The 13,429-nt window shown below is 70.4% G+C and carries 9 protein-coding genes; 5 read left to right on the top strand and 4 right to left on the bottom strand.

Annotation, left to right across the window (positions count from 1 at the left end):
- Positions 1-283 precede the first annotated feature (283 nt).
- The 4 genes from FNH05_RS17965 to FNH05_RS17950 all read left to right on the top strand — a co-directional run bounded on the left by FNH05_RS17965 (position 284) and on the right by FNH05_RS17950 (position 7,982).
- Positions 284-3,157: a ribonucleoside-diphosphate reductase subunit alpha gene (locus tag FNH05_RS17965; protein ID WP_144589855.1), complete on the top strand. Its 2,874-nt coding sequence runs from the start codon at positions 284-286 to the stop codon at positions 3,155-3,157.
- A gap of 9 nt (positions 3,158-3,166) precedes the next feature.
- Positions 3,167-4,240: a ribonucleotide-diphosphate reductase subunit beta gene (locus FNH05_RS17960; protein ID WP_144589854.1), complete on the top strand. Its 1,074-nt coding sequence runs from the start codon at positions 3,167-3,169 to the stop codon at positions 4,238-4,240.
- Between the two features lie 254 nt (positions 4,241-4,494).
- The gene (locus FNH05_RS17955; protein WP_246127805.1) at positions 4,495-5,976 is read left to right on the top strand and encodes a cytochrome P450; all 1,482 of its coding nucleotides are present in this window, start codon (positions 4,495-4,497) and stop codon (positions 5,974-5,976) included.
- 158 nt (positions 5,977-6,134) lie between these two features.
- Positions 6,135-7,982 (top strand): putative bifunctional diguanylate cyclase/phosphodiesterase, encoded by a 1,848-nt coding sequence (locus FNH05_RS17950; RefSeq protein WP_246127804.1) that lies wholly within the window; start codon positions 6,135-6,137, stop codon positions 7,980-7,982.
- A gap of 10 nt (positions 7,983-7,992) precedes the next feature.
- Here FNH05_RS17950 and FNH05_RS17945 read toward each other — a convergent pair whose 3' ends face one another.
- The 3 genes from FNH05_RS17945 to FNH05_RS17935 form a co-directional block, all read right to left on the bottom strand.
- Complete coding sequence (locus tag FNH05_RS17945) at positions 7,993-8,541, bottom strand: GNAT family N-acetyltransferase (protein ID WP_144589852.1); 549 nt, start codon at positions 8,539-8,541, stop codon at positions 7,993-7,995.
- A 62-nt stretch (positions 8,542-8,603) separates the two neighbouring features.
- Entirely contained in the window at positions 8,604-9,782 is a 1,179-nt protein-coding gene (locus FNH05_RS17940; RefSeq protein WP_144589851.1) for an LCP family protein, read from the bottom strand.
- 100 nt (positions 9,783-9,882) lie between these two features.
- On the bottom strand, positions 9,883-10,563 hold the full coding sequence (locus FNH05_RS17935; protein WP_144589850.1) for an alpha/beta hydrolase: 681 nt from the start codon (positions 10,561-10,563) through the stop codon (positions 9,883-9,885).
- A 51-nt stretch (positions 10,564-10,614) separates the two neighbouring features.
- Between FNH05_RS17935 and FNH05_RS17930 the strand changes: the two genes are divergently transcribed.
- Positions 10,615-11,334, top strand: a complete 720-nt coding sequence (locus tag FNH05_RS17930) for an SIS domain-containing protein (RefSeq protein ID WP_144589849.1) — start codon at positions 10,615-10,617, stop codon at positions 11,332-11,334.
- A 4-nt stretch (positions 11,335-11,338) separates the two neighbouring features.
- Here the strand turns inward: FNH05_RS17930 and FNH05_RS17925 are convergent, their stop codons facing one another.
- Complete coding sequence (locus tag FNH05_RS17925; RefSeq protein ID WP_144589848.1) at positions 11,339-13,207, bottom strand: ABC transporter ATP-binding protein; 1,869 nt, start codon at positions 13,205-13,207, stop codon at positions 11,339-11,341.
- Positions 13,208-13,429 lie beyond the last annotated feature (222 nt).

The following is a 13,429-nucleotide window of genomic DNA, read 5'->3' as shown; positions in this document are numbered from 1 at the left end:
CGCTTGTGTCCCACCCTCCTGCGGTTGTGTCCCACCCTCACGCGCTTGTGTCCCACGTCGGGGCCCCTTCACGGCGCGGTCCATGACTGGCGAAAGGGATAGCACATCCGGTCAACACGCCCGGATATTGGGGTGCGTGCACGGTGACACCCCTACATGTAGTCTCTGATCATCGGAAGCGCCCGGCCCGGGGTGATCGCTGGGCGCCCGGTACAGCCTTGCCCCCCAGCACGCCGGCACCAGCCGCCGTGCCGATTCACCGTGCCCTTTTTTGGAGTGACGCATGTCCGTGAAGACCACTCGCCCGCCGGCGGGCACCGCACTGCGGGTCCTCCGGCGGGATGGCAGCGTGTCCCCGTTCGACGCGAACAAGATCTCGGTCGCGCTGACCAAGGCCTTCCTCGCCCTCGAAGACGGCGAATCCACCGCCTCGTCCCGCCTGCACCACCTGGTCGCCGAGCTGACCGCCCAGGTGGAGAACTCGCTGTCGCGGCACGCGAACGACGAATCGGTGGTGCGGATCGAGCAGATCCAGGATCTGGTGGAACTGGCCCTGATGCGCGGCGGCCACCACGACGTGGCGCGCGCCTCCGTGCTCTACCGGGAGGAGCGCGGCTCCGCCCAGCCCGCCGAACCGGAAACCTCCTGGCGCGTCAAGGATTCCGACGGCACCCTGCGGCCGCTGGACTGGACCCGCGTGGCGCACGTGGTCGGCGAAGCGGTGGCCGGGATCGAGGGCGCCTCCGCCGAACCGGTGCTGGCCGAGACCCGCCGCAACCTCTACGACGGGATCGCCGCCGAGGAACTGGCCACCGCGCAGATCATGGCGGCCCGCACTCTGGTGGAGACCGAACCCGGCTACTCGTACGTCACCGCGCGCCTGCTGCTGGACAAGCTGCGCGGCGAGGCGCTGAGCTACCTGGCCGCAACTCCGCGCCAGGCGAGCCAGGACGAGATGGCCGGCGCCTACCCCGGCTACTTCCGGGACTACCTGCACCGGGCGATCGAACTCGAACTCGTCGACCCCGAGCTGGCCACCTTCGACCTCGGGAAGATCACCGCGGCCCTGCGTCCCGAACGGGATCCGGATTTCACCTTCCTGGGCCTGCAAACGCTGTACGACCGCTACTTCCTGCACCACGGCGGCACCCGGTTCGAGCTCCCCCAGGCCTTCTTCATGCGGGTCGCGATGGGACTGGCGATCCGCGAGGACGACCGGGAAGGACGGGCGATCGAGTTCTACGAGCTGCTCTCGTCGTTCGCGTTCATGGCCTCCACCCCGACCCTGTTCAACTCCGGCACCACCCGGGCCCAGCTGTCGTCCTGCTTCCTGACCACGGTCGAGGACGACCTGGCGTCGATTTTCCAGTCCTACAAGAACAACGCGCTGCTCGCGAAGTACTCGGGCGGACTGGGCAACGACTGGACGCCGGTGCGCGGCCTCGGCGCGCACATCAAGGGCACGAACGGGGCCTCGCAGGGCGTCGTCCCGTTCCTCAAGATCGCCAACGACACCGCGGTCGCGGTGAACCAGGGCGGCAAGCGCAAGGGTGCCGCGTGCGCGTACCTGGAGACCTGGCACATCGACATCGAGGAATTCCTCGACCTGCGCAAGAACACCGGGGATGACCGGCGCCGCACCCACGACATGAACACCGCGAACTGGGTGCCCGACGAGTTCCTGCGCCGGGTGGAGGCCGACGCGGAGTGGACGCTGTTCTCCCCCGACGAGACGCCGGATCTGCACGAGCTGTACGGCAACGCCTTCGCCGAGGCCTACCGCGCCTACGAGGCCGCCGCCGACCGCGGGGAGGTCAGGGTGTTCCGCCGGGTCCGCGCGGTGGAACTGTGGCGGCGGATGCTGACCATGCTGTTCGAAACGGGCCACCCGTGGATCACCTTCAAGGATCCGTGCAATCTGCGTTCGCCCCAGCAGCACGTGGGCGTAGTGCACTCGTCGAACCTGTGCACCGAGATCACGCTCAACACCAGCGCCGACGAGGTCGCGGTCTGCAACCTCGGCTCCGTCAACCTCGCCCGGCACGTGACCGCCGAGGGGCTGGACGTGGCGCGGCTGGAGCGCACCGTGAAGACGGCCGTGCGGATGCTCGACAACGTGATCGACATCAACTTCTACACCATCCCCGAGGCGAGCCGGTCGAACCTGCGCCACCGGCCGGTCGGTCTCGGCCTGATGGGATACCAGGACGCGCTGTTCGAACTGGGCGTTCCGGTGGCCTCCGACGCGGCCGTCGAGTTCGCCGACCGCAGCATGGAGCACATCAGCTATTTCGCGATCTCCGCATCGGTCGACCTCGCGGCGGAGCGCGGACGCTACGCCTCGTTCGAGGGATCCCTGTGGAGCCGGGGAATCCTGCCGATCGACTCGCTGCGCCTGCTCGCCGACGCCCGTCAGGGCGACGCGCTCGACGTCGACCTTACGTCTACTTTGGACTGGGATGTGCTGCGGGAGCGGGTGCGCACCACCGGGATGCGCAACTCGAACGTGATGGCGATCGCGCCAACGGCCACGATCTCCAACATCTGCGGGGTCGGGCAGTCCATCGAACCGCTGTTCCAGAACCTGTTCGTCAAGTCGAACATGTCCGGCGACTTCACCGTGATCAACCCGCATCTGGTGCGCAGCCTGAAGGAGCGCGGGCTGTGGGACGAGATGATGGTCTCGGACCTGAAGTACTTCGACGGCAGCCTCGGCGCGATCGACCGGGTGCCCGCGGATCTGAAGCGCCTGTACGCCACGGCTTTCGAGATCGAGAGCCGGTGGCTGGTCGACGCGGCCTCGCGACGGCAGAAGTGGATCGACCAGGCCCAGTCGCTCAACCTCTACATCGACGCACCCAGCGGCCGCAAACTGGACGAGCTGTACCGGTACGCCTGGCACAAGGGCCTCAAGACCACCTACTACCTGCGAGCCCGGGCGGCGACCAGCGTGGAGAAGAGCACGCTGCGGGGCACCGACGGCAAACTCAACGCCGTGCCCGCCGGCACTGGAGGCACCAACACCGTGCCCGCCGGCACTGGAGGCACCAACACCGTGCCTGTCTCCCCCTCGGCGATCCCCGGCCCGCTGGCGATGCTCGGCGCCGAGGCCGCGGCCTGCCGGATCGACGACCCCGACTGCGAAGCCTGCCAGTAAAGGAAACCGATGACCAACCTCGCAACCGCCGCCGCCTCCGGCCTCGGCTCGATCGACCGCACGGGTGCCCGCGTGTCGGTGGATGACAAGGCGATGATCAACGCCCGTGCCGACGTGAACCAGCTGCTGCCGCTGAAGTACCACTGGGCGTGGGAAAAGTACCTCTCCGCGTGCAGCAACCACTGGATGCCGACCGAGGTGGCGATGCAGGCCGACATCGCGCTGTGGAAGTCCGCGGACGGGCTGACCGAGGACGAGCGCCGCATGGTCAAGCGCAACCTCGGCTTCTTCGCCACCGCCGAGTCGCTGGTGGCGAACAACCTGGTGCTGGCGGTGTACCGGCAGATCACCAACCCGGAGTGCCGCCAGTACCTGCTGCGGCAGGCCTTCGAGGAGGCCGTGCACACCCACACCTTCCAGTACATCTGCGAAAGCCTCGGCCTGGTCGAGGGCGAGCTGTTCAACATGTACCGCGAGGTCCCCTCGATCAGCGACAAGGACGCCTGGGCGCTGCGCTACACGCGCAACCTCGAAGACCCGGACTTCGGGACCGGGACGCCGGAGGCCGACCAGAACTTCCTGCGGGATCTGATCGCCTTCTACGTGGTGTTCGAAGGAATGTGGTTCTACACCGGCTTCGCCCAGATCCTTTCCCTGGGCCGCCGCAACAAGATGGTCGGCATCGCCGAGCAGTACCAGTACATCCTGCGGGACGAGTCGATCCACCTGAACTTCGGCATCGACTGCATCAACCAGATCAAGCTGGAGAACCCCCACCTGTGGACGCCGGAGTTCCAGCAGGAGGTGCGCGGGATGCTGACCGAAGCCTGCGCACTGGAGGTGGCCTACGCGCGGGACACGATGCCGCGCGGCATGCTGGGCCTGTCGGCCGGGCTGTGCGAGCAGTACCTGCGTTTCATCACCGACCGGCGCGCGCAGCAGATCGGCCTGGCCCCGATCTTCGGTGAGGAGGAGAACCCGTTCCCCTGGATGTCGGAGGCGATGGATCTGAAGAAGGAGAAGAACTTCTTCGAGACCCGGGTCGTCGACTACCAGTCGGGCGCCTCCCTCGACTGGGATTGACCGGTCCGCGGCGGCGCCGTGAGGGCAAGCCGTGAAGGGTCCCTTCACAGTCATATCGACTGTGAAGGGACCCTTCACGGCCAACACTCACGCGACTTTGCCGGGCCCCCTCACGGCCATGGACGGGCCGGGGATCCGTAGCAAACATTCCTTGCACCACCCGAGGCTCCCCCACGCCGCGGCGCCGGGGACTTCCCTCACTGCGTGGAATGCGGGAAAGTGTCGGGGGGCAGGAAACGTTGCGAGGAGGCATCGTGACCGGTGCGATCGACAGGGTGAGCGGCACGATCCGCGAGCGGGTACCACCGCTGACCGCGATTCCGCTGCCGAGGGCGGTGGACCGGCGGCTGCTCCACCAGCGCTGGCCGGTGCGGGAGCTGGCGTCCCCGCCGCCCGGCAGCGGCCTTGCCCCCGTCCTCGGCGACGCCGGCGCCCCGCTGATCGGCCACTCGCTGGAGTCGATGCGGTTCGGCCTGGAGTTCGCGCTGCACCGGTACGAAACCTACGGCCCGGTGTCGTGGATGGGCGCGTTCGGGCAGCGGATCGCGGTGCTGGCAGGCCCGGAAGCCACTCAGATAGCCCTGGTCAACAAGGACAAGGCGTTCTCGCAGGAGGGCTGGAAGTTCTTCATCGAACGCTTCTTCCACCGCGGGCTGATGCTGCTGGACTTCGAGGAACACCTGTTGCACCGGCGGATCATGCAGGAGGCGTTCACCCGCGAGCGGCTGTCCGGGTACGCGCGGCAGTTCGCGCCGGTGCTGCGCCAGGGCATCGCGGACTGGGGTGCCCGGCCGAAACCGCGGTTGTACTGGGCGCTCAAGCGCCTCACCCTGGACGTGGCGACCCGGGTGTTCATGGACATGCCCAGCGGCCGCAATGCCGAACAGATCAACCGGGCCTTCGTCGACTCGGTGCGCGCGGCGACCGCGCTGGTACGGTTCCCCGTCCCGGGCGGCCGGTGGGCGGCGGGCCTGAACGGCCGCAGGCTGCTCGAACGCTATTTCGCGGAAAACCTCCCGGCCAAACGCCGGGCGCCGGGCGACGACCTGTTCTCCGCGCTGTGCCTTGCCACGGGGGACGACGGCGAGCGGTTCGGCGACGAGGACGTCATCAACCACATGATCTTCCTGATGATGGCCGCGCACGACACCACCACGATCACCAGCACCGCGGCGGCCTACCACCTGGCCAAGCACCCGGAGTGGCAGGAGCGGGCCCGCGAGGAATCGCTCGCGCTCGGCGACGAGGCGCCGGATCTGGCCGCGCTGGACGGGCTGCACACGCTGGACCTGGTGATCAAGGAGTCGCTCCGGCTGACCGCGCCGGTGCCGTCGCTGCCGCGCAAGGCGGTCAAGGACGTCGACGTGCTCGGCCACTACATCCCGGCGGGCACGCTGGTGAGCGTTTCGCCCACCGCGAACCACTTCTCGCCCCGGCACTGGACCCAGCCGCGCCGGTTCGACCCGGAACGGTTCGCCGAAGGCCGCCGGGAGGACAAGTCGCACCGCTATGCCTGGATGCCCTTCGGGGGCGGCGCGCACAAGTGCATCGGCCTGCATTTCGGTACCTACGAGGTCAAGGCGGTGCTGCACGAGATGCTCCGGGCCTACCGCTGGTCGGTGCCGCGGGACTACCGGATGCGATGGGACTACGTGTCACTGCCGGTTCCCGTGGACGGGCTACCGGTGCGCCTCGCCCCGCTGCGCCGCGGTAGCCGGATCGTTCACAAACAGTGACCACATCTATACTGATCACCACTCATTCAGCCGATGGACAGGTTCGACCCGAAATGGTGCCGTGACATGACCCGGGTCGGCAGGAGTCGCTGAGGGGTGGTCGACCGCCCCTTACCGCGGCTGACCTGGACATCGTTCGTTCGGTAAGGGGTGGAAGCGTGCCGGAACCTGGCGACGCACCAGGGCTGGTGGAGGTCGTCCAGCGGTGGACAGCGCGGTGGGCCGACACGGATGGGGGACGGCTTTCCCGCGCGCAGCTCGAAGAACTCGTCGCCGGGGTGGCGCGTGATGCCGCCGCCCAGGCCGAGGCCGCGCGGGACGCCGCGTTGCGCCGGTTCTCCGCGTTGTACTCGGCCTCCCCCACCGGGATCGCCCTCGCCGACCCGAACGGGGAGATCGTCGAGGCCAACGCCGCGCTCGGCGCCTTTCTCGGCTACAAGACCGACGATCTGCGCGGGCGCGACCTGGCCGGCCTCGGCTACGGCGCCAAGGATCGCCACGCCCTGCTCGACGGCCTGGACGAAGTGGACGAGGCCGGGTCGGAACCCTATCGGCAGCGGGTGCGACTCGCCCACGCCGACGACGTCGGCACCTGGGCGGACATCACGCTCGCCGTGCTGCCCGGCGACCGGCCCGGCGCCGCCTACCCGGTGCTGATGGTCCTGGACGCGAACGAGGTGCACTCGCTGCAGGAGACCCTGCGCCACCAGAGCATCCACGACCCGCTCACCGGACTGTCCAACGCCTCCCGGTTCAACACGCTGCTCGAAGGCGCGCTCGGCCCCTCGGCCCGCGACCAGATCGCCCTGGTCTACCTCGACATCGACGGGTTCAAGGTGATCAACGACGGGCTCGGCGCCGGTGTCGGCGACAAGGTGCTGCGCCGCATCGCCCGCCGCCTCCGTGAGGTCTTCACCAGCCACGATCCGCTGATCGCCCGGCTTTCCGGCGACGGGTTCGCCGTGCTGTTGCGCGGCAGGCTCACCGCGCAGGAGGTGGTCACCCAGGTGCAGCGGGCCCTGGACGAACTGCGCGAGCCCATGTACCTCGACGATCACGGGATCGGCGTGAGCGCCAGCGCCGGGATCGTGGTGCGCGACGTCGCCGACGGCGGCCCGGAGGACCTGCTGCGCGCCGCGGAGCTCGCCCTGCACCGGGCCAAGGCGGCGGGCAAGGCCCAGTGGATGTTGTTCGACCCCGATCTCGACGCCAGGGACCGGGCGCGCTACCGGCTGGGCGCCGAGATCGGCGGCGCGCTGGAAAACGGCCACTTCGAGCTGGTCTACCAGCCGATGGTGAAGCTCGGCCCGTCGGGCGGGCTGGCCGCGGTCAACGCCGGGCTGCACTGGAACCATCCCGAGTTCGGCGAGCTCGGCTCCGAGGAGTTCTACCCGCTGGCCGACATCACCGGCATGACGGTCCAGCTGGGCCACTGGCTGCTCACCGAGTCGCTGGCCGCCGCCGCCCGCTGGCGGGAGCGCCACGGCGAGGCGGCGCCCGACATCTGCATCCGGCTCCCCGGCCGGCTGGCGGTCGACCCGGAGCTGGTGGGCGCGGTCAAGGAGCTCCTGGACCGCTACCGGTTGCCTGCCGGGGCGCTGCGGCTGTGCACCGACTCGCCGTCGTTGCACGATCCCCGCGGCGAGGTTCTGGAGTCGCTGTCGGTCCTGACCGATCTCGGCGCGAAGATGGTGCTCGCGGTCACCGGTTCGGCCGATCTGGAGCTCATTCCCCGGCAGGGGCTGAAGGTGCGGCACATCATTCTCACCGGCCCGGTCGTGGACGCGCTCGGCGACAACCCCGGCGCGGCCGCGGTGCGGCATCTGGATCAGCTGGTCACCCGGGCCCGGGAACTGGACCTGCGGGTCGGCGCCGACGGGGTCCGCACCAGCACGCAGGCCGAACTGCTGCGCGAGCACGGCGTCATCGCCGCGCGCGGCCCGTTCGTCACCGACTCGGCCACCGGCGACGAGGTGGACGACCTCATCGAGCGATACGCGGGCTGAAACGCCGGGTTCATTCCTCTGCGCTGGGCACGGTCTTGCGCCACACCACGAGCACCCCGGTGCTCGCGGTCCCGCCGGGCAGCTTCGGCGGGACCGTGCCGATCCGCGTGAAGCCGAGCCGCTCGGGGATCTTCCCACTGCGGACGTTGGCCTGGTCGTGGTGGATCTCGACGGAGCGGGCGCCGATCCGGAACGCCTCGGCGGCGAGCAGCGCGGAGGCGCGGGTGGCCAGGCCGCGCCCGGTATGCGGTTTGCCGATCCAGTACCCGATCTCCAGTGCGCCCGGCGCGAGCCGCGCCATCAGGCTGGCCGAGCCGAGGATCGCGTCCGCCGCGCCCACCACGGCGTAGTCGAAGGCCTCGCCGGTGCGCCAGCGTTCCTGGCAGCGCCGGAGATAGGCGATCGCGTTCGCCTCGTTGTACCCCTCGACCGCCCACGGCATCCATGGCGCGAGGTGGTCGAGGGACTCGTTGACGGCGCGGTGCAGCACGACGGCGTCCTTCACCCGCCACCGCCGCAGCCGTACTTCACCGTCGGTCAGCGTCGTCGAGGGCTCCATGCCCCGATCGTGCCCTGCCACCCCGCCCCCGCGCACGGCATTTTGCGGGCGTTTTCCAGGAGTCAGTTCATGATCGCGCTGTCGGGCACCGGGGTGTCGCCCCGCAGGGCGTCGAACAGCTGCTTCGACTTGGTCTTGTCCCAGTTCTCGGCCGATCCGGAGGTCACCGGCACGGTGGTGGTGACCACACCGCCGTCGGAGATCCCCCGCAGCGCGAACGCCAGGCCCACCAGGTTGTTCAGGTGGTCGCCGGAGTCCATGGTCAGCGCGCCGGGGGCGGCCGAGAGCAGCGGGAAGAAGTCGAACGGGTTCAGCAGCGTGCCGGGCGTGGCGATCTGGCTGACCAGCGCGCCGATGAACTTGCGCTGGTTCTCCACCCGGTCGAGGTCCGACCGCGGGGTGGCGGCGCTGTGCCGCATCCGCACGAAGCCCAGCGCGTGCGGGCCGTCGAGCTTCTGGCAGCCCGCCGGGATGCTGATGTTGGTGTAGTCGTCGTGCATCTCCTTGTCGATGCACATGTCGACACCGCCGATCGCGTCCACGATGTTGGCGAAGCCGCCGAAGCCGATCTCGGCGTAGTGGTCGATGTGCAGACCGGTGGCCTGCTCCACGGTCTGGACGAGCAGCGCGGGCCCGCCGAGCGAGAACGCCGCGTTGATCTTGCTCTTGCCGTGCCCCGGAATGGCGACCTGGGAGTCGCGGGGCAGGCTGATCAGCGTCGGCTTGGTGCTGTTGTCCGGCAGGTGCGCAACCATGATGGTGTCGGTGCGGGTGCCCGCGCCCGCCGCCTCGCTGTCGCCGGTGGCCAGCCGCGCCTCCTGCTCCTGGCTCAGCCCGTCCCGGCTGTCGGAGCCGACGATGAGCCAGTTGGTGCCCGAGGCCGCGGCGGGCCGCCCCGAGTAGTCCTTGATCGCGTCCACCCGGTTGATCGAGGTCTCCAGGTAGATCCACACCCCGGCGATGAACAGCACGAAGACCAGCAGCAGGCTGAGCAGGATCTTGCCCGGGCCGAAGCGCCGCTTGCCGCGGCGAGGAGTCCGGGCGGCGGGCGGTCCGTCCCCGGGTGCCTGGGGCGGCGGCCCGGCCGGGCGTGGCGGTGCCTGACGGGGCGGCGCCTGCCGTCGCGGCGGGGCTTCCCGCCCCGGGATCGGCAGCATCTGGGCGCCCTGGTGCTGCCGTGGTCCTCGTGGCTGCTGACGCGGTTGCCCAGGGTAACCGCCGTAGTCACCACCGTAGCTCATGCTGCCCTCACCCGTCCCCGATCTCCGGCCTGCGCGGCCCCTAGTGAACCGCAAGCCGTCGTGAAGGGGACGTCCGGCTCCCCGCTCCGGTTGCGCCCGCCTAGCGCCGCAGGCGCAGACGCTGGTCGGGCGGCTTCCCCCAGACTCCGGCCTGCCGCACCCCGGCCGCGTCGAGGGTGAACTCGGACACCAGGCGGTTCCAGGCGCCGGGCCGGGCGAGCATCGCGTGTCCCTCCAGCATCAGCTCGAACCGGGCGAGCCTGTCCGCCGTGTACCGGGCCCGCTGCGCGTAGCGGTAGGACTCGGCGGGGCGGGTGATCCGGTCCTGGCTGCCGTGCGCGATCACCACCGTGCGGCCGGTGACCGGTTCCACGGGTTCACCCGGGGGCGTCCAGGGGGCCAGGGCGCAGACCGCGGTGACGGCGGGGTCGTCGGCCACGCGCAGCGCGACCCGGCCGCCCATCGAGTGGCCCAGCAGGAAGACCGGCACCTCGGGCCGTTCCCGGCTGATCCGGGCCAGCGCCCAGCGCGCGTCCACCACCGGGTGCAGTGCGGGCTCGTTCCAGCCCCGGACGCGGTTGCGCAGCAGGCGCACCTCCACCCCGTGCGCCGCCCCGGCCCGGTGGACCGCCTTGGCCAGGGGGACCATCCGCAGGTACGCGGTGTTCCAGGGGTTCACTCCGGACAGGCCCGCCTCGGCGCCGCCGTGCAGCACCAGGGCCACCGCCCGTACCGGACCGCGGGCGGGCCACGAGGACAACGACGGGTTTCGCTGGATCACACCGAAGAGCAACGCCCACGCCGGACGATTCTTCCCGATAAGGTCGGCGAGGTGATCGTCGATCTGGTGACTGAGGCCATACGGAACGCCGCAACGGGCAACGAGGAGCCGGTCTCCCAGGCGGCCGGGCTGCTGCTGACCACGCTGACGCGGGACGGGCTCGTCTACACCGCCGGGGCGGGTCATTCGCTGGCCGCGGTGGCCGAGACCTTCTACCGCGCGGGCGGCCTGGCCTGCGTCTACCCGCTCTACCACCCGGAACTGCTGCCACTGCACGGCGCCGAGGCCAGTACCGGCGCCGAACGGCGCCCCGGGCTCGCGGCGCAGGTGCTGGCCGCCGCCGGGGGGCCCGGCCCGGACGACCTGCTGGTGGTGTTCTCCAACTCCGGGGTCAACCCGTATCCGGTGGAGCTGGCGCGCGCCGCCCGCCAGGCCGGTACGCCGGTGATCGCGGTGACCTCGCGCACGTCGGTGGCCGCCGCGCCCCGGCGGTCGGAGGGCACCCTGATCGACGCGGCGAGCATCGTGCTCGACACCGGTGTCCGTCCCGGTGACGCCAGCTTCCCCGCGGACAACCCGCGCACGGCCGCGTTGTCGACCGTGCTGAACGCCTTCCTGTGGAACTCGCTGCTGGCCGCACTGGTGTCGCTGGCCGGGGAGGCCGGGAACGTCACCGTGCCGTTGTGGCGCAGTTCGAACGTCCCCGGCGGCGACGAGGCCAACGCCGCCCTGCTGGCGCGCTACCGCCCTCGCGTCCCCGCCCTGGCCTGACGGGTCACGCCGCGGCGGCGGGCTCGTCGTCGAACTGCGTCCGGTAGAGCTCGGCGTAGCGCCCGTCCGCGGCGAGCAGTTCCTCGTGCGTGCCGCGCTCGACGATCTCGCCGGCCTCCACCACGAGGATCTGGTCGGCCGCGCGCACGGTGGACAGCCGGTGCGCGATGACCAGTGCGGTGCGGCCGGTCAGCGCGTGCGTGAGCGCCTCGCCGACCGCCACCTCCGAGGCGGAGTCCAGGTGCGCGGTGGCCTCGTCCAGCACGATCACCCGCGGCTGCGCGAGCAGGAGGCGGGCGATGGTCAGCCGCTGCCGCTCGCCGCCGGAGAGCCGGTACCCGCGCTCCCCCACCACCGTGTCGAGCCCGTCGGGCAGGCTGCGCACGAGTTCGTCGAGCCGGGCCTGCTCCAGTGCGCCCCAGATTTCCTCGTCGCTCACGCCGGGCCGCGCGTATTCGAGGTTGGCCCGGATGGTGTCGTGGAACAGATGCCCGTCCTGGGTGACCACGCCGACGGTCTGGCGGATCGCCGCGAAGCTGAGGTCGCGCACGTCCACGCCGCCGAGGCGGATGGCGCCGGAGTCGGCGTCGTACAGCCTCGGCAGCAGCGAGGCGATCGTGGACTTGCCCGCGCCGGAGGAGCCCACGAGCGCCACCATCTGCCCAGGCTCGGCGCGGAAACTGATGCCGTGCAGCACCTCCTCGCCACCCCGGGTGTCCAACGTGGACACTTCCTCCAGCGAGGCCAGCGAGAACCTGTCCGCGGCGGGGTAGCCGAACCGCACGTCGGCGAACTCGACGGAGACACCCCCGCCGGGCACCGTCCCGGCGTCCGGCTTCTCGGTGATCATCGGCTTGAGATCGAGCACCTCGAAGATCCGCTCGAAGGACACCAGCGCCGTCATCACGTCCACCCGCACGTTCGCCAGCGCGGTCAGCGGGCTGTAGAGCCGGGTCAGCAGCAGGGCCAGCGCGACCACGGTGCCCGGGGCGAGCTGCCCGCGGATCGCCAGCCAGCCGCCGAGGCCGTAGACGAGCGCCTGTGCCAGCGCCGAGACCAGGGTCAGGCTGGTCATGAACCACCGGGTGAGCATCGCGGTGCGCACCCCGATGTCACGCACGCGGCCTGCCCGGCGGCCGAACTCCGCGACCTCGGTCTCCGGATGCCCGAACAGTTTGACCAGGGTGGCACCCGGCGCCGAGAAGCGCTCGGTCATCTGGGTGGTCATCCCGGCGTTGAGCTGCGCGGACTCGCGCTGCAGATCGGCCATGCGCCGCCCGATGCGGCGGGCGGGCAGCACGAACACCGGCAGCAGCACCAGGGCCACCACGGTGACCTGCCAGGACAGCGTCATCATCACGGCGAGCGAGAGCACCAGCTGGATCACGTTGGTGACCAGACCGGACAGCGTCGCGGTGAACGTGCGCTGCGCCCCGATCACGTCATTGTTGAGCCTGCTCACCAGTGCGCCGGTGCGGGTGCGGGTGAAGAACGCCACGGGCATCCGCTGCACGTGTTCGAACACCGCGCGCCGCAGGTCCAGGATGAGCCCCTCCCCGATCCGGGCGGACTGCCAGCGCTCGGCCAGGCCGAGTCCCGCGTCGGCGACGGCGAGCAGGGCGACCACCACGGCCAGCCCGATCACCAGGCCCGCCTCGTGCCCGGCGATGATCGCGTCGACCACCTTCCCGGCCAGCAGCGGGGTCGTCACCGCGATCACCGCGGAGATCACCGTCAGTACCAGGAACACCGCCAGGCTCGCCCAGTACGGGCGGGCGAACCGCGCGACCCTCTTCACCGTCCCGGCCGCCAGCCCCCGCGGCGCGTTCGCGCTGCGCATCGCCGAGCTCAGCAACGACCACGTGTTGTCCACATCGCCCTCCACCCACTACCCGAAAGCTCGACATTACTTTAAGTATCCGCCCCCCGACGCCCTGGACAACGCCGGGGCGGAGGAGAAGCTTCCCGCCGGGCCCGCCCGATTCTGCCCGGCCTCTCCCGGCCGGCGGCAGGGGCTGGGTAACCTTGCTGACCATGGGTGTCGACGCGCCGAACCCCACCCGCGCCCGCACCCTGGGCCGGGCCGGGTTCACCC

Origin of the sequence: Amycolatopsis rhizosphaerae (assembly GCF_007713715.1) — a bacterium.
In the GTDB taxonomy this organism is placed as follows: Bacteria; Actinomycetota; Actinomycetes; order Mycobacteriales; family Pseudonocardiaceae; genus Amycolatopsis_E; species Amycolatopsis_E rhizosphaerae.
The sequence above is the reverse complement of the archived record's forward strand: the minus strand, read 5'-3'. Positions and strand labels throughout refer to the sequence as shown.

Excerpts from the sequence above, each read along its gene's own strand:
- FNH05_RS17965 (WP_144589855.1), top strand. The coding sequence starts at position 284 with ATGTCCGTGAAGACCACTCGCCCGCCGGCGGGCACCGCACTGCGGGTC.
- FNH05_RS17960 (WP_144589854.1), top strand. The coding sequence starts at position 3,167 with ATGACCAACCTCGCAACCGCCGCCGCCTCCGGCCTCGGCTCGATCGAC.
- FNH05_RS17945 (WP_144589852.1), bottom strand. The coding sequence starts at position 8,541 with ATGGAGCCCTCGACGACGCTGACCGACGGTGAAGTACGGCTGCGGCGG.
- FNH05_RS17940 (WP_144589851.1), bottom strand. The coding sequence starts at position 9,782 with ATGAGCTACGGTGGTGACTACGGCGGTTACCCTGGGCAACCGCGTCAG.